Source organism: Streptomyces sp. iso_384, assembly GCF_056172905.1.
Genome location: NZ_JBWBTT010000001.1, coordinates 4,350,204 through 4,366,143 on the forward strand (window position 1 = coordinate 4,350,204; position 15,940 = coordinate 4,366,143).

The following is a 15,940-nucleotide window of genomic DNA, read 5'->3' on the forward strand; positions in this document are numbered from 1 at the left end:
GAAGGACACCGCGCTGCGCGTTCTCGCAGGCTCGTCGAGAAGGACTGTGGTCGAGCCAGATCTGCTGACGCGGCTGCGGAGGTGCTGAAGCACCGAACGGCGGCGACCACAGCCGCGCCCGCCCCGAAGCAGCTGCGGCCGCGGGGCGGGCGCGGCGTGAAGACCGGCGGCCGAATGTCACACCTTCGGTGCTCCCATCAGTCGGATGATGAGGTCGTCGAGGCTGATGAGACCGGTCAGCCGGCCCTCTTCGTCGCGTACGACGGCGAGGGAGGCCCTGCGGTGCTGGAGTTGCTCGACGGCGTGGGCGACGGTGTGACTCGGGGCCAGTTCGGGGACGGGGCGGGCAAGTGCTCGGGCTGTCAGGTCTTTGCCCTGGGCGCGGGCGGCCAGGGCGTCGCGGGCGTGTACCGAGCCGAGGATCGTTTCGCCGTCCCGTACGAGCAGCCGGGTGTGGTCGGCCGCTGCCGTCGTCGCGAGGACCGCGTTCGTGTCGGCTTCGGCTTCGATGTAGCTGATCCGGGCGGCGGGTACCTGGAGTTGTGCCACCGGGGCCTGCGGTTCGTTCAGGGATCGGGAGATCAGGTCGGAGTCGGCCTCGCTGATCAGGCCGAGGCGCTCGGACTCCTCCACCAGGTGGGCGAGCTGCTCCCGGTTGTGTACGGAGGTGATCTCGTCGCGGGGGGTGACGCGGCACAGCCGTACGAGCGCGTTGCTGACTTTGTTGAGCACCCAGATCAGTGGGCGCACGAGACGGATCAGCGCGCGGAACGGCGGAGCGAGGAGCATGGCGGAGCGCTCGGGGTGGGCGATGGCCCAGGACTTGGGTGCCATCTCGCCCAGCACCATGTGCAGGAAGACGACCACGGTCATGGCGATGGCGAAGGCGATGCCGTAGCTCAGGGCGCTGGGAAGGCCGAGCTTCTCCAGGAGTGGGTCGATCTCGTGCGAGATGGCGGGCTTGGAGATCGATCCCAGGCCCAGGGTGCAGATGGTGATGCCGAGCTGGGCGCCGGCGAGCATCAGGGACAGTTCGCGCATCCCGGCGAGCGCCGCCTTGGCGCCTCGTTGGCCTTGGGCGGCTGCGCGTTCCATGCGGTGGCGTTTGGCGGCCACCAGGGCGAATTCGGCCGCGACGAAGAAGCCGCTGCCGATCAGCAGCAGCAGGGTGACGGCGAGGGCCAGGGGGAAGCTCATGCGGTCGGCTCCTCGTCGGCGGTGGCGGCGTGGGGTTCCGCGTCCTGGTCGGTGTCCACCAGGCGCTCCAGGCGGATGCGGTCGGGGACGTGGCGGTCGAGGGTGCGGACCTCGATGAGGATGGTGCCGACGGTGAGGCGGTCGCCGATGGCCGGGAAGCGGCCGAGCCGGTCCACGATGAGGCCGGCGGCGGTGTCGTAGTCCTCTTCCTCCGGGAGTTCGATGCCGGTGGCTTCGGCGATCTCGTCGAGGCGGCGGCCGGCGTCGACCAGCCACCCGTTTCCGTCCGCGGCCGCGATCTCGATCACCTGGTCGGTTTCGTCGGTGATCTCACCGACCAGCTCCTCGGCGATGTCCTCGAAGGTGACGATCCCGGCGAAGCCGCCGTGCTCGTTGAGGACGACCGCGAATTCCTGGCTGTGCTCCTGCATCTGCTCGACGGCTCCGGGCAGCTGCAGCGTGTCGGGAAGCAGCAGTGGCCGCCGGGCCAGTTCACCGGCGGTGATGCGCTCGAAGTCGGCGGCCGGCAGGCGCATCAGTTCGCGTACGCCGATGACGCCCGTGATGTCGTCGTGGCGCTCGCCGGTGACCGGGTAGTTGGAGTGGCCGTGCTCGGCGATCAGCTGCACGACCTCGGTGGCGGTCGCTTCGGCGCGCACGTAGGCGACCTCGACGCTCGGCACCATGACCTCGTCCAGGGTGCGCTCGGAGAACTCCATTGCGTGGTCGAGGAGTTCGGCGTTGGCGCGAGGCAGCTGGCCCTGCTCGTGGGACTCGCCGATCAGGTGGCTGAGCTCTTCCAGGGTCGCGCCGTGGTGGAGTTCCTCCACGGGCTCGATGCCGGCCTTGCGCAGCAGCTTGTTGGCTGTTGCGTCGAAGAGGTGCACCACCGGGCCGACGACCTTGAGGTACGCGAGAGTGGAGGCCGACAGCGATTTGGCGAGCCGCTCGGGAACGGCCAGGGCCAGGTTCTTCGGGGCCAGCTCGCCCAGCACCATCTGCACGACGGTGGCCATGACGAAGGCAAGCGTCACGGAGAGTGCGGAGACCGCGCCGTCCGAGAGGCCGGTGCCGGTCAGCGCGGGCCGCAGCAGCGCGGAGACGGACGGCTCGGCGAGGAAGCCGACGACAAGGCCGGTGACGGTGATGCCCAGCTGGGCGCCCGAGAGCATGAACGAGAGCCGTTCGAGCACCTTTACGGCGCGCTCCGCTCGCTTGTCACCCGCTTTCGCCTCGCGGGCGAGCGCCAGCCGGTCGGCTGCGACGTACGCGAATTCCTGCGCGACGAAATAGCCGGTGCCTGCGGTCAGGACGAGGACGGCCAACAGGCCGAGTACGGCGTTCATCGGACAACCCGGGTAGTAATTGCCGGACCGTCGGGGTCCGTCGAACTGGCGGCCAAGACGTGCTCCTTCAGAGGGTGTGGATGAGGACTACGGGCCTGCTGGGACCGAAGTCCCGTGGCCCGGGTGTCAGGGGGTCTGTGGTGGGCTGCGTGGCCCGTCAGGCGGCCGGGCCGACGAGTTCTCCCAGTACGTCTTCCATGGTGACGAAGCCCAGGACTCTGTCTCTGTCCCCGGTGACCGCGGCGAGGTGGCTGCCGGAGGCGCGCAGGGCGGTGAGCGTGTCGTCCAGGGGTGTGTCGATACTGACGCGGTTCACCGCATGCACGGCGGAGCGCGGGAAGGGCTGGTCGCGGTCCATGACGCCGAGGGTGTCCTTGATGTGGAGGTAGCCCGTGACGGTACCGGTGGGACCGGTGACCGGGAAACGGGAGAATCCGGCCCCGGCGGCGGTGCGCTCCAGCTCGGCCGGGGTGATCGCGTGGTCGACCGTGACCATCTTCGGCGCGGGGACGAAGATCTCGCCCACCGGCCGCGTGCCCAGCTCCAGCGCGTCACGCAGCCGCTCGCCGTCCTGCGGCGACAGAAGTCCCGCCGCACTGGAGTCGCGGACCATACGGGCGAGCTCGTCGTCGGTGAAGACGGAGGCGACCTCGTCCCTCGGCTCGACCTTCAGCAGTTTCAGCAAGACGTTGGCGAAGGCATTGATGGAGAAGATGACCGGACGCAGTGCGCGGGTGAGGGCGACCAGCGGCGGGCCGAGCAGCAGGGCGGTCCTGGCCGGGGCGGCAACCGCGATGTTCTTGGGCACCATCTCACCGATCAGCATGTGCAGATACGTCGCCAGGCTCAGCGCGATCGCGAAGGCGATCGGGTGGACCAGGCCGTGCGGGATGTGGAGGGCGTCGAAGCCCGGCTCCAGCAGACGGGCTATGGCGGGTTCGGCGACCGCGCCCAGGACCAGCGAGGTGGCGGTGATGCCGAGCTGGGCCGTGGCCATCATGGGGGAAATGTGCTGCAGTCCCCACAGCGTGAGGCGGGCACGCTTGTGGCCCGCGCGGGCCTGTGGCTCGATCTGGCTGCGGCGGACGGAAATGAGGGAGAACTCGGCGCCGACGAAGAAGGCGTTGATCAGGATCATCAGAGCGCCGATGGCCAGCTGGATCAGGGTCATCGAGCCGTCTCCTCGGTGTCCCGGTGCGGGCCGGGGGCGGGCCCGGGCTCGGTGATGTGCACTCGGTCGGCCCGGTGGTGCTCGACGTCGAGCACGTCCAGCTGCCAGTCGCCGAGGACGACCGCGTCGCCTTCGACGGGGATGCGCGCGAGATGGGAGGCGATCAGCCCGGCCACGGTCTCGTAGGGCCCGTCGGGGGCAGCCAGGCCGATGCGGGCGAGTTCGTCGATCCGCACGCCGCCGTCGGCCTCCCAGCCGGCGCGGCCGTCCGGTGCGGGCGGGACGGGGAGCAGGCCGGGGGGCTGTGCGGGGTCGTGCTCGTCGCGGACGTCGCCGACGACTTCCTCGACGATGTCCTCCACCGTCGCGATACCGGCCGTGCCGCCGTACTCGTCGATGACCACCGCCATCGTGCGGTGCTCGCGCATCCGCTCCAGGAGTCGGTCGGCGGGCAGGGAATCGGGGACCCGCAGCGGTGCAGTCGCCAGCTCGGTGATCGGCGTGACCGGTCGTTTCCCGGGGTCGAGGGCGAGGACGTCGCGGATGTGGACGGTGCCGATGACGGCGTCGAGGCTGCCGCGGTAGACCGGGAAGCGGGAGAGCCCGGTGGCGTACGTGAGATTCGCGGCGTCGGCCGCGGTGGCGTGGGCTTCCAGGGCGCGCACGTCGATGCGCGGGGTCATGACGTTCTGGGCGGTCAGCTCGGACAGGTGCAGGGTGCGGACGAACAGTTCGGCGGAGTCCGCATCGATCCCACCCTCGGCGGCCGAGTGCCGGGCGAGTGAGGCCAGCTCGGCGGGGGTGCGGACGGAGAGCAGTTCCTCGGCCGGCTCCAGGCCGAAGCGTCGCACGACCCGGTTCGCGGTGCTGTTCAGGTGGTGGATGAGAGGACCGAAGGCGGCGGTGAAACCGCGCTGCGGACCGGCCACCACCTTGGCAACGGCCACCGGGCGCGAGATCGCCCAGTTCTTGGGCACCAGCTCGCCCACGACCATGAGCACGACCGTGGAGATGGCGACCCCCAGGACTGTTGCCGTGGACGACGCGGCGGCGCCGAGCCCCACGGCTTCGAGCGGACCGCGCAGCAGGGCCGCGAGCGACGGCTCGGCGAGCATGCCGATCACCAGCGAGGTGACGGTGATCCCGAGCTGGGCGCCGGACAGCTGGACCGTCAGCTCGCGAACCGCCTTGAGGGCGCTCTCGGCGCCCCGCTCCTCCGTCTCGGCTGCCCGCTCCAGCTCACCGCGCTCGACGGTGGTCAGCGAGAACTCAGCGGCGACGAAGAGTGCGCACGCGAGGGTGAGGGCCAGGGCCAGGGCCAGAAACAGCAGAAGCACTTCGGTCACCGTGCCACCTCCGCTTCCTGGCTCACACAGGGTGCGCAGGCGGTGGCACGGTTCGTACTGGGAGGCTCACCCATGACGGGTCGCTCACTCCCTCTCCGGTCGGTTCGGCCCACTGCTGAGGACAGTGCCCCCAACCTCATGGTAAAGGGATAGCAAAACGGGTGCCGAGTGACTCCACGCTGGAGCAATCTTCCGCACTCCCGGAGCTTCACAGGCCCGCCTGCGCCGTCCGCCCGGTGCACCGACACGTGCAGGATCCCGACGGCGCCGCGAGGCCGGATTCGACGTCGTCCAGGGCCTGACGTGCTGCGGCGAGCTGTGCCCGCAGAGCCTCTGCCGGGTTGTCCACTCGCGGCTGCTGCCCCGGCACGCCCCCCTCCCGCTCCTTCTCCAGCTCCCGGGCTTCCTCCAGGGAATTGATGACGACGCCGATGAGGAGGTTGACCAGCACGAACGAGCCGAGCAGAACGAACGAGCCGAAGTAGAAGACGGTCCAGCGGGAGATCTCCAGGCCGCCGCGTACGGCGTCGCCGAGGCCGTCGAGGGTGATGAGGAGGAAGAGCGTGAGAGCCGCGCGGCCGAGTGACCCGTAGTGCTCGGGGTCCTCGTCGGCGAAGAACACCCAGCCGACCATGGCGTACACGTACAGGAGGAGCGCCCCGACGAGGGCGAAGCTCAGGGTGCCGGGCAGGCTCTTGCCGACGGCGACGATCACGATCCGCAGCTGCGGCAGGAAACGCGCCGCACGCAGTACGCGCGCCAGGCGCAGGAGCCGCAGCACGGTGGCGTTCTCACGGGCGAACGGCATGACGGCCAGAGCGACAACGAGCAGGTCGAATACGTTCCAGGGGTCGCGGAAGAAGTCCCCGGGGCGGTCGGCGTGGGCGGCTGTCCGTAGGAGTATCTCGGCAGTGAAGACGGCGAGGAAGAAGTGCTCCGCGGCCTTGAGGGCGCCGTGCCACTGATGCACGACACCGCTGTACGTCTCGATTCCGAGCAGGACGGCGTTGGCCGCGATGAGACAGAACACGGCGCTGGAGAAGGCGCTGGAGTCCACGACGCGGCGGCTGCGGTGGGCGAGCCCGCGCCGCAGATGCGCAACCGTCCGTTCGGACATGGCGTTTGGTTTCCTCGCAGACCTGTTCCGGACATTTCACGTGAGCCGCAGCGGTATGCGGCCGGAGGGGGGTGACCGCCCCTATGCTTCTACATGCGTGTAGATATTGCGAGCCGGACCCGCCAATCATCCACTCCCGAGGAGGACTTCATGGCGTCGATCGACCTGGGCAAGGTGCTGGACAAGGCATGGGCGGACGAGAGTCTGCCGGAGATACTCGCCGCTCCCGTCGGTGCCCTGAAGGGCGTCTCGGACCGTGACGGCGAGCTGCTGCAGGAGGCGTTCGGTGTCAAGACCGTCCGCGACCTCGCCGAGCTGAAGTACGTCCGCTGGGCGCAGGCCCTGGCGGCACTGGACGCGGCCGCCAAGTAGGCAGATCGGTGGGTTGCCGCCCCCGGGGTGCGGCAACCCACTCCCCCGAACCTCCACGTACACCTGAAGGAGAGAACACCACGACGGTGTTCAAAAGAGGCTGCTCGGGTCGCTCGGCATAGGCGCCCCACCGTGGACACCGTCCTGGAGCGCGGCCCGGTCCAGCCCGGTGGGACGCTGCACAGCTCCATCTCGGGTGCGGGAAAGCCGACTTCGACATCGAACAGATCACCCTGGAGCTCGTCGCCCGCGTCGAGGCGGAGCACGAGGACGGCGAAGCCGAAGGGACGGTCTCCTTCGAGCGCTTCACTGTCGGAGGCGGCTTCCGCCTCGCAGGGGAGGCGTGCTGGGACGCCTCGTCCTGCCGGGCCGGCAGCACATCGGCATCCTGTGGACCATCCTCGTCGGTATCACTGCCGCTTTCCTGGGCACCGCCATCGCGGCCGGGCTGGGTGTCGCGGACTCCAAGGGCATCGACTGGATCGAATGCTGATCCAGATCGGCCGCGCCGTCGTTGGCGTCGCCGCGCTCGAACGCGTCAAGTCCCGGCGCTGACGTGCGGCGCCGGGCGTGAAGAAGGCGTGGGCCCGCGGCACTCAGCCGCAGGCCCACTCCGCCTTCCTGGCCGATAGGTGGCGTCAGCGCATGCCGGTGAAGTCCGCGCCTACGATGAGCGTGACGGTACCGGCCGTGGCACCCACGTCAGGCTTCATCGCGACACCGGGCAGCCGGGATGCGAGCACCTCGGCCTGCTTTTCGAGGCCCTCCGGGTGGGTGACCACGGTCTTCCCGGCGGAGTCGGGCGCGTTGCCGGTGCCGGTGATGGTGTAGCCCGCCGTCCTCAGCGATTCGGCGACCTTCGCTGCCTGACCGGGCACCCCGCTGCCGTTGAGGACCTGCACGCGCACCGTAGCGGCGTACACCGGGTCCGTGGAGTCCGCCGCCACCTTCTCCTTGTCGATCTCCTGATCCTTGGCCAGCGAGGCGAAGAGGTCGGCGGCCTGCGGGTACTGCCACACCACGTTGGCTTTGTCGGAGGGCACGTCCGCCTCGCGTCCGTAGTTGGGCACGGTCAGAAAGGTGAGCCGGTCGCTCGGGATGTCCTTGATCTCGTTCGCGAGCCCCGTCAGCGGCTTGATACCCGCCAGCTTCTCGTCAGTGGTCAGGGACCTGGTCGCCGAGTCCAGGAAGTCGTACAGAGCGGCCGGGCTGGTGAGCTTCTGCTGCGCCTTCGTCGCGAGGGCCTTCATGAACTCCTGCTGCCGACCGATGCGTCCGAGGTCTGAGCCGTCCCCGACGCTGTAGCGGGTGCGGACGTACCCGAGAGCCTTCTCGTCCTTGACGGTCTGGCACCCCGCTTCCATGTCGAGGCGTGCCTTCTCGTCGCGGATCGCCGTCTCGGGACAGACCTCGATACCGTCGAGGGCGTTGACCATGCCCTTGAAGCCCTGGAAGTCGACGGACATGAAGTGGTCGATGCGCAGGCCGGTGGACTGCTCCACCGTCTTGGTCGTGCAGGCGGCGGCTGCCGAGACATCACCGCTCGTACCACCGATGGCGAAGGCTGCATTGATCTTGGAATGACTCGGCGTGGACAACGACCCGTCGCCGCGCTCGCACGCCGGAAGGCTCACCCAGGAGTCCCGCGGCAAGGAGACCACCGTGCCCCACTGCCGGTCCGCGGACAGATGCAGGACCATCAGGGTGTCCGACTGCATGGTGACCAGGCCCTTGCCGTACTTCGCGTTCTTGCCGTCACGCGAGTCGGAGCCCACCACCAGGATGTTCTTCGAGCCCGGACTCAGGTTGACCGGCCTGTCGCCGCCCAGCTTGTTGTCCACGTCCGCAGCATTGATGTTTCCGTCCAGCCCCTGGTAGACCCAGACCCCGGCCCCGGCTGCCACCAGCGCGAGGACAGCCAGCGTGCCACAGACCCACACTGCTATTCGTCCACGTCGGGTCAGCCGAGCAGCCCCCTCTTGCGCCTTGCGGCGTCGCCGCGTCGGCTGTGCCCGGCGGCCGCGCCGCCTCCGGTCCTGCGTACCCACCTGGTGCCCTCCGGTTCTTCGCGCTGATTCGTCTGCCACCGCGGCTCCATGCGGCGCGTGAACCCTACAGTCGCGTAGAGGCGTGATACCTGGTCGGACCCCGTGGGCTACCCGTAGGTGGCGGATTGCAGAACGAAGAACAAGGCGATCGCCGCGTTGAGCGCGGACAGGGTCGACACGGCCGTTCCGGCTGCGGCGACGATGGCGGCCATACCGGCGGCAGTCAGTGCCGGTGGCCAACCACCAATCGGCGGAACCGGCCCCAGCAGAGCAGCGATACGTCGCGGTACCGGACCAGCCTCGGCGAAGGCGGCCAAGCCGGGTACTACCGCGCGCCTGGAGATCAGCGCGGCCTTGCCGACGGCGCGAGCCGTTGTCCGCCGGTCCCCGGTGACCCGGGCAGCTTCCTCGTCGGCCCAGCGTTCCGTGCTGTATCCCACCACCGCCCGGAACGGGCGCAGCAGCGGGTTCGCGCAGCCGGCGAGCTGCACCGTGAGCAGAAGGCGGTGGTGCCGTCCGGCCAGGTGGGCGCGCTCATGGGCGAGCAGCGCGCGGCTCTCTGCCCGGCTCAGGCCGGAGAGCATGCCGGTGGAGACCAGGATCCGGCCCGGAGAGCCCGGCAGCGCGTACGCGTACGGCACCTCGTCGGCGAGCACGGCGACCTGCGAAGCATCCGGATGCGCGGCAAGCGTGCGGTGGGCTCGGGCACGGAAGCCGTAGTGCCGTCTCAGCGCCAGCGTGCACGCCGCGACCACGAGGGCGAGGGCGCCGATGGACGCCTTCCCGGCCACCTCGTCGTACGGAACCGCCTCTCGCACCTCGGGATCGGACCAGCTGTCGGGCAACGGGTTGCCGGGTAACTGCGCCGTACCGACCACGACCAGGAGCCCGAGGCACAGCGTGCTGCATGCGGCGAGGATCGCCCCCACCCAGGTCAGCATCAACGCCGCGATGCGCGGATGCAGATGCTGTTCGGCCAGCCGCGCGATCGGCAGTGCGGTCAGCGGCAGGATCAGGGGCAGGAAGACGAAGACGCCCATCGCTCAACGCTCCGGATCATCAGCTTCGTTGAGGAGGGAGCGCAGGAGCTGCTCGTCGTGTGAGGACAGAGACGACACGAAACTGGAGAGCACCGCATCGCGGTCCTTCTGGTTGTCGAGCAGCTTGCGCATGCGCATAGCCACCAGACCGGCCCCGTCAGCCACCGGCGTCCACTCGAAGGACCGGCCGACCCTGGTGCGGGCCACCGCCTTCTTCGCGTACAGCCTGGTCAGGATCGTGATGACCGTCGTGTACGCCAGATTGCCGCCGAGCCGTTTCTGCACCCACGCGGCAGCCACCGGACCCGGGGCCGAGCCGAGCACCGACAGCACCTGCGTCTCGAGCTCGCCCTGGCGCCTGCGACCGCGTCCGTCCGGGCTCGCCTTCTCCGTGCCGTCAACCATGGCGCGGCCTCCTTTCCGTTCCGCCGCCCCGAACCGGTACGAGCGTCGAGGAGGCATCGTACTGGCCGGTCCATGCCGGCCTTCTCCACGACCAGAACGCCCGTGCGACCGGAAGGCGCCCATCGGCACGCCCAGTTCACACACCTATCAGCTTCGACAAATTTGTAGATTTCCGATGGTGTCACACAGGGGCCCGGAGTGGTGTTCCCGTCACCGGGCGCAGGTCTTGAGAAGGGAAACGACATGGGTGTGAGCCTCGCCAAGGGCGGCAATGTCTCGCTGAGCAAGGAAGCGCCGGGGTTGTCCGCCGTGCTGGTAGGCCTGGGCTGGGACGTCCGCACGACGACCGGTGCCGACTACGACCTCGACGCGAGCGCACCGATGGTCGACGAGGCCGGGAAACCGGTTCGGCCGGCCAGAATCGATGGTTTCTCTCACGCCCGGACAGGAAGCCCATAACCCATCGGCGACCTGGCTGCCTTCCTTCAGGAGCCACTTCGGTGGGCCAGGAGGGAGCCACCGGCAGGGCTGCGGCATCCACGTCCGTTCACCTGCTCGGGCACATCGAGACCACCCGGTGAACCCTGGACAGGATCGCGCACGACCTCACCCGATCCGCACCGCGGCAGCTCAAGGCAACCGATCTGGCCACGCAGAGGCGCTCGCGTAGGCCCGAAGGGAAGATCGGACGATCACGCTCGCCGACACGGGGTGCGTTGAGTACGTGTCGTGTAGAGCGGGTGATCCGTGGTACGAGAGAGTCGATCACTCCCCGCTGCCTCACACCGGCGAAAGGCGTTCATGTCCGCATTGCTGACCGACGTGTGGCCTCTGAGCTGGAGCATCGGGATCTTCCTCCTGGCCACGGCCATCACCGTCGTATGCAGTATCCGGCTCGCGGGGGTGGGCGATACCCTCGCCGACCGCACCGGCTGGGGAGAAGCTCTGTTCGGCGCGGTGCTGTTCGGCCTCGTGACGTCTCTCTCGGGCATCGTGATGACCGCGGTCAGCGCCGCCGCGGACCAACCCGACCTCGCATACAGCAACGCTGTCGGCGGTATCGCGGCACAGACCCTCGCACTCGTCGCCGCCGACGCCTTCCTCAGGAGAGTCAACCTCGAACACGCCGCCGCGTCGCTGCCCAACATGCTGTTCGGTTGCCTGCTGATCGGTTTGCTGGGCATCGCTCTGATGGCGTCGTTCAGCCCCTCGGTCACTGTTCTGGGCCTGCATCCGGCATCCGCCGCAATGGTGGCCTTCTACGTCGGCGGTCTACAGCTCATCCGCTCCCGTGGCAAACCCATGTGGCGCGCGGTGCCCACCAGGGAAACCGTTTCCGATGTCGCGAGCGAAGACACCGAAGGGCTCGCCGGTCACAAGACATCACGGCTGTGGACCGAGTTCGCGGCCGTAGCGGGCCTCGTCATGGTCGGGGGCTGGGCGGTAGCCCGCGCCGCAGAGGGCATCGTAGAGCACACCGGCCTGAGCGCCGGTCTGGTCGGCGCAGTGTTCATGGGCCTTGTCAACGCCCTCCCAGAGGCGGTCACCTCCATTGCAGCCGTCCGGCGCGGAGCCGTCACGCTGGCCATCGCCGCCGTCGTCGGCGGAAACTGCCTGGACGCACTCAACCTCGTCGTCGGCGACATCGCCTATCGAGGCGGGTCCCTCTTCCACGCCGCGAACCAGGACGAACTGTTCCTGACGAGCAGTGCGCTAGTCATGACGGCAGTCCTGCTCGGCGGCCTCCTCGTCCGCCAGAAGCGCGGCTGGCTCAAAATCGGCTTCGACGGAATCCTGCTCATCACCATCTACGCGAGCACCGTTGCCGTGCTCGCCTTCTGAAGCCAACCGCACTGGATGTATCAATCACGGGCATCGCTGACACCGGCTCGGGGCTCTCCTTGCCGCAACCCGAGTACGACGACTGCCTACGCCGATCCATTCCCGGTGCATGGCCCCGATGGCGTTGGCCGGTTCGCCCACGGCAGACGCCGCTTCCCGCCAACTCAACCTCGAAGAGGGCCACCTGGCATACCGCGCACCGCTCACCGACCACCGCGCACGGTACGGAAAGATCAGCACAGCGCCGTGCGGGCGTCCTCGTGTGCCCGACCGCACGGCGGCAGCGCCCCGCGCGCCGCCGATGAACCTCCTCTCCCCCGGGCCGGATCAGACGACGCGGCTCGAGATCCTGGTGAGCGTGTCCAGCTCGTCCTTGGTCAGGGCGTCGATGAACAGTCGGCGTACGTGCTCGACGTGTACGGCCGCAGCGCCTTCGATCGCCTGGTATCGGGCAGGGTGGCGACGATGAAGGACCCGCGCCCGTCGTCGGGGCAGTCCTCGTCGCTCACCAGCCCGCCTCCGGCGGCGGACGCCGCCGGAGAGGAGCCGTCAGCGGGACCGACGCCGGTTGCGGGCCGACTGGCGGCGGTCCGCACGGGTCTGTGCCGCGGCCCTGGTCCGCGAGGGAGCGGCCGGGGTTTTCGAGGAAGGCGGCCAGGCTCGCGACCGTGGGGTGGCGGAAGAGGTCGACCATCGAGAAGTCGCGCCCCAGGTCGGACTCCAGCAGGTTGTGCACCCGGGCCAGGTGCAGTGAGTGTCCGCCCAGGTCGAGGAAGTTGTCGTGCGGGCCCACCCGGTCGAGCTGGAGGAACTCGCACCACGTACGGACGACCAGTTCCTGGGTGGGGCACGGCCGGCGCGGCGGGACCGCTGGAGGCCGACGCACTGTCCGTGTCGGCCGGGGTGCAGCTGGTCGGCCCGCGTCCGGTCGGCGTCACAGACGTCGGCCGTGACGTAGAGGACATCGCCGCTCCGTGACCGGAGCGACCGGAGCGTCTGTGAGCGGGACCGGACGGCGGGGTCGTCCGCCTCCTCGCTTTCCTGGGGAAGCGGCGTACGGCCGAGGATGAGAAGCCGGGCGTCGTACGCGTCCAGCAGGTGGGCGCAGACCTGGGCGCCGAGACCGCCGAGACCGCCGGTGACGACGTACACGCCCCCGTGCCGCAGCGGCGGTTCGGCCCGCGCGGGCGTGGGCGGCAGTGGGGCGAGACGCGGGACGAGGCGACGGCCGCCGCGTACGGCGGCCTCGAAGTCGCCGGAGCGGGCGGTCAGTTCCGTCCGGAGGTGGGCCAGGTCCGCGGCAGGTGTGCTCCCGCCGGGCAGATCGAGGTGGGAGCCCGTGAGCCAGGGGATCTCCTGGACGAGGATGACGAGCAGCGACAGGCGGGCCGCCCGGTCGCTGTCGGGGCGGTCCGGGGGCGCCGCGTGCTGTGTGTGGCGTCCCGCGCCCCTCAGGGTGACCTCGCCGCCGCCGTCCTCGTCCCGGCGGGCGGCGAGGGCCTGTACGGGGTGGACCAGGCAGACGACCTCGGCGGGTGCGGGGAGCTCCGGGTCCGCCGGGACGGGTGGCGCGTAGGTGGTGAGGTCCACGATCTCGCCGGGGGTGAGGCCGTCGGCGCGCAGGGTGTCGAACAGCCAGGCGTGGTCCTCCCGGTGGTCCGGGCGTATGCGGTAGTGGCCCCGGGCCGGGCGGCCGCGGGCGTCACCGAGGTCGACGCGGGCCACGGCGCGCCCGTCGGAGACGAGCCGGGGCGCCAGGGCGTCCGCCAGGCCCAGTCGGTCGGCGACTACCAGGACCGTGGCGTCGGAGCGGGGCGCCCGCTGTGCGGAGGCGGGGCTCCAGCGGCGTTCGTGGAACCAGTTGGGCAGGGTCCTCTCGTAGCCCAGGGCGAGGCCGGTGGCGCGGATCAGCTCGGCGGAGGCGCCTGTGTGGAAGCTTTCGCGCAGTTTGGAACGCTGGATCTTGCCGATCTCGGTCTTGGGGATGTCCTCGCGCTCCGTGGGCAGGACGTGGCGGGGGTTGAGGCCCGTCCTGCGCACGATGTGGGCGCGGATCTCTCTGACGGCTTCGGCCGCGTCGGCGGGTCCGCCCCGCAGGTGCACGAAGAGGACCAGGCCGCGTCGGTGGTGGCGCCGGGGTCGCGGACCGCGCAGGCGGCCGTGAAGGAGTTCTCGACGCTCGGATGCGATGACGCTGCGCACCGTGTTCCTGTCGCCCACGGTGGCCGGGGTGGCGGAGGGAATCGTCGCCGCCGACGAGACGCCGGGCCGTGCCGAGGCGATGGCCTCCGTCCACCTGAGCGTCGCGCACATGTCGCCCGAGGAGGTCGAACGCGAGCTTCTCGCCCGACGGGCTGCGGCCGGAAACGGAGCCGCCGCATGAGCGCGGAGGGGAAGTACCGTCCGCTCATCCATGAACTGGTCGCCCGTCAGGCCGGGTTGACGCCGGACGCGGAAGCCGTCGTGGCGGGGCGCGAGCGACTGAGCTACGGAGAGGTCGAGGAGGCGGCTCAACTCCTCGCCGGGCATCTGCGCGGCCTGGGGGCGGGCCCGGAGACGCTGGTGGGTATCTGCCTGGGGCGGTCGCCGTGGATGGTCGTGGCCATGCTCGCGGTCCTGAAGGCGGAGGCGGCGTACGTCCCGATCGACCCCGCTTTCCCGCTGGAGCGCAGGGATTTCATCCTGCGCGACAGCGGCGCCGAGCTGATCGTGACCGAGGAGGCACTGCGGGAGAAGTGGCCGGGCCGGCCCCGCGGGCTGGTCTCCCTGGACCGCGACTGGGACCGCATCGCCCTGGGGCGGCCGTGGGCCGGCGGGGACACGGGCGGTGACAGGCATCTGGCGTACGCGCTCTACACGTCCGGCTCCACCGGGCGTCCCAAGGGCGTCGCCGTCGAGCACCGCAGCGCGGCGGCCTTCCTGGACTGGTCGCTGGACCGCTTCACCCCGGAGGAGTTCCGCTACACCCTCGCGTCGACTTCCATGTGCTTCGACCTGTCGGTCTCCGAGCTGTTCGCGCCGCTGGCCGCGGGCGGGACCGTCGTGCTCGCGGAGACGGTGTTCCATCTGCCGGTGGTCGCCGCCGACCGGCCGGTGACGCTGGTGAACACCGTGCCCAGCCTCCTGCTGGACCTGTTGCCCTGCGGGCCGCTGCCTCCGTCGGTGGTGACGGTCAATCTGGCGGGCGAGGCGCTGCCGTCCGCACTGGCCCGCCGGCTGTACGCGACGGGCACCGTGCGGCGCGTCCACAATCTGTACAGCTCGTCCGAGGACACCACGCACTCGACCTGGAGCCTCGTCGGGCGGGATGCCGACAAGCCCTCGATCGGCCGTCCCGTCACGGGAAGCACCACGTACATCCTCGACGCCACCGGGCAGCCGGTGGCGGACGGCGAGGCCGGGGAACTGCATCTGGGCGGCCGGGTCTGGCCCGCGGGTATCTGGGGCGTCCCGCCCTCACGGCGGAGCGCTTCGTCCCCGATCCGTTTTCCACCCGTCCGGGGGCGCGCCTGTACCGGACCGGCGACCTCGCACGGCGGCTGCCCGACGGCGACCTCGATTTTCTGGGGCGCGTCGATCAGCAGGTGAAGGTACGGGGGCTGCGCATCGAAACCGGTGAGATCGAGGGGGTTCTGATGGAGCATCCCGGCATTCGGCGGGCGGCGGTGCTCGCCCGGACCGGTCGCGCGGACGAGGCCGGTCTCGTCGCCTACGTGGTCGGCGAGGAGAACGTCGACCTCGTGTCCGTCCGGCGGTTCCTGCGGGACAGGCTGCCGCTCCATATGGTGCCGGGGCTGTTCGTGCCGGTGGAGTCCATCCCGCTGACGGTGTCGGGGAAGGTCGACGTCGGAGCGCTGCCCGGGGCGGCTGCCTCATGACCGGCGGAAACTCCACCGTCCCCGCACCCTCGGGATAGCCATTTCCTTTCGGGAAATCCTTCAAAAACTGAGTGCTGGACTCACACAACCGTGCGCGGTAAGGTAACCCTAACTTGAATAGCGGCACCGCCCCGGGGGTTTCACCGAAAACGATTTTCACTGCACAGCGCACGGGCTG

General features: G+C 69.8%; 14 protein-coding genes and 5 pseudogenes. 8 read left to right on the plus strand and 11 right to left on the minus strand.

Annotated features, from left to right (window positions below):
• Positions 1-177: 177 nt before the first annotated feature.
• From AC0VY3_RS19510 to AC0VY3_RS19530, 5 genes are all read right to left on the minus strand, one after another.
• A complete protein-coding gene (locus AC0VY3_RS19510; RefSeq protein WP_475550148.1) occupies positions 178-1,197 on the minus strand; it encodes a hemolysin family protein in 1,020 nt (339 codons plus the stop codon).
• Positions 1,194-2,543, minus strand: coding sequence for a hemolysin family protein (locus AC0VY3_RS19515; protein WP_475550149.1), 1,350 nt, complete (start codon positions 2,541-2,543; stop codon positions 1,194-1,196). The genes AC0VY3_RS19510 and AC0VY3_RS19515 overlap by 4 nt, the downstream gene beginning before the upstream one ends.
• Positions 2,544-2,700: 157 nt before the next feature.
• Entirely contained in the window at positions 2,701-3,714 is a 1,014-nt protein-coding gene (locus AC0VY3_RS19520) for a hemolysin family protein (protein WP_475550150.1), read from the minus strand.
• On the minus strand, positions 3,711-5,060 hold the full coding sequence (locus tag AC0VY3_RS19525; RefSeq protein WP_475550151.1) for a hemolysin family protein: 1,350 nt from the start codon (positions 5,058-5,060) through the stop codon (positions 3,711-3,713). Before AC0VY3_RS19525 ends, AC0VY3_RS19520 begins: the two co-directional genes overlap by 4 nt.
• A 208-nt stretch (positions 5,061-5,268) precedes the next feature.
• Entirely contained in the window at positions 5,269-6,177 is a 909-nt protein-coding gene (locus AC0VY3_RS19530) for an ion transporter (RefSeq protein ID WP_475550152.1), read from the minus strand.
• Between the two features lie 150 nt (positions 6,178-6,327).
• On the opposite strand from AC0VY3_RS19530, the gene AC0VY3_RS19535 reads away from it, so the two are divergent.
• The 3 genes and pseudogenes from AC0VY3_RS19535 to AC0VY3_RS19545 all read left to right on the plus strand — a co-directional run bounded on the left by AC0VY3_RS19535 (position 6,328) and on the right by AC0VY3_RS19545 (position 7,104).
• Positions 6,328-6,549: a hypothetical protein gene (locus AC0VY3_RS19535; RefSeq protein ID WP_103511891.1), complete on the plus strand. Its 222-nt coding sequence runs from the start codon at positions 6,328-6,330 to the stop codon at positions 6,547-6,549.
• A 100-nt stretch (positions 6,550-6,649) separates the two neighbouring features.
• A pseudogene (locus AC0VY3_RS19540) lies at positions 6,650-6,884 on the plus strand (sporulation protein); the annotation flags it as partial.
• Positions 6,885-6,892: 8 nt separating this feature from the next.
• Positions 6,893-7,104: pseudogene (locus AC0VY3_RS19545) on the plus strand (GlsB/YeaQ/YmgE family stress response membrane protein).
• A gap of 83 nt (positions 7,105-7,187) precedes the next feature.
• On the opposite strand, the gene AC0VY3_RS19550 reads toward AC0VY3_RS19545, so the two are convergent.
• The 3 genes from AC0VY3_RS19550 to AC0VY3_RS19560 form a co-directional block, all read right to left on the minus strand.
• Positions 7,188-8,597 (minus strand): LCP family protein, encoded by a 1,410-nt coding sequence (locus tag AC0VY3_RS19550; RefSeq protein WP_475550153.1) that lies wholly within the window; start codon positions 8,595-8,597, stop codon positions 7,188-7,190.
• A 107-nt stretch (positions 8,598-8,704) separates the two neighbouring features.
• Positions 8,705-9,637, minus strand: coding sequence for a M56 family metallopeptidase (locus tag AC0VY3_RS19555; protein WP_103511890.1), 933 nt, complete (start codon positions 9,635-9,637; stop codon positions 8,705-8,707).
• A gap of 3 nt (positions 9,638-9,640) precedes the next feature.
• The gene (locus AC0VY3_RS19560; RefSeq protein ID WP_103511889.1) at positions 9,641-10,042 is read right to left on the minus strand and encodes a BlaI/MecI/CopY family transcriptional regulator; all 402 of its coding nucleotides are present in this window, start codon (positions 10,040-10,042) and stop codon (positions 9,641-9,643) included.
• Positions 10,043-10,285: 243 nt separating this feature from the next.
• On the opposite strand from AC0VY3_RS19560, the pseudogene AC0VY3_RS19565 reads away from it, so the two are divergent.
• Positions 10,286-10,424 (plus strand): annotated as a pseudogene (locus AC0VY3_RS19565) (TerD family protein); the annotation flags it as partial.
• Positions 10,425-10,852: 428 nt separating this feature from the next.
• Positions 10,853-11,884 carry a sodium:calcium antiporter gene (locus AC0VY3_RS19570; RefSeq protein ID WP_103511926.1) on the plus strand — a complete coding sequence of 344 codons (1,032 nt, stop codon included), beginning with the start codon at positions 10,853-10,855 and terminating at the stop codon, positions 11,882-11,884.
• A 327-nt stretch (positions 11,885-12,211) separates the two neighbouring features.
• Here AC0VY3_RS19570 and AC0VY3_RS19575 read toward each other — a convergent pair.
• The 3 genes and pseudogenes from AC0VY3_RS19575 to AC0VY3_RS19585 all read right to left on the minus strand — a co-directional run.
• Positions 12,212-12,399: pseudogene (locus AC0VY3_RS19575) on the minus strand (MarR family transcriptional regulator); the annotation flags it as partial.
• Positions 12,390-12,770, minus strand: a complete 381-nt coding sequence (locus tag AC0VY3_RS19580; protein ID WP_475551706.1) for an acyl carrier protein — start codon at positions 12,768-12,770, stop codon at positions 12,390-12,392. The gene AC0VY3_RS19580 and the pseudogene AC0VY3_RS19575, both read right to left, overlap by 10 nt.
• A 44-nt stretch (positions 12,771-12,814) precedes the next feature.
• Positions 12,815-14,104 (minus strand): annotated as a pseudogene (locus AC0VY3_RS19585) (KR prefix domain-containing protein); the annotation flags it as partial.
• On the opposite strand from AC0VY3_RS19585, the gene AC0VY3_RS19590 reads away from it, so the two are divergent.
• From AC0VY3_RS19590 to AC0VY3_RS19600, 3 genes are read left to right on the plus strand one after another with little or no spacing between them, the layout of a single operon-like run.
• Entirely contained in the window at positions 14,073-14,267 is a 195-nt protein-coding gene (locus AC0VY3_RS19590; RefSeq protein ID WP_103511887.1) for a hypothetical protein, read from the plus strand. The pseudogene AC0VY3_RS19585 and the gene AC0VY3_RS19590 sit on opposite strands and share 32 nt — an antisense overlap.
• Entirely contained in the window at positions 14,264-15,472 is a 1,209-nt protein-coding gene (locus AC0VY3_RS19595; RefSeq protein WP_475550154.1) for an AMP-binding protein, read from the plus strand. The genes AC0VY3_RS19590 and AC0VY3_RS19595 overlap by 4 nt, the downstream gene beginning before the upstream one ends.
• Positions 15,469-15,762, plus strand: a complete 294-nt coding sequence (locus AC0VY3_RS19600) for an AMP-binding enzyme (protein ID WP_475550155.1) — start codon at positions 15,469-15,471, stop codon at positions 15,760-15,762. Before AC0VY3_RS19595 ends, AC0VY3_RS19600 begins: the two co-directional genes overlap by 4 nt.
• Positions 15,763-15,940 lie beyond the last annotated feature (178 nt).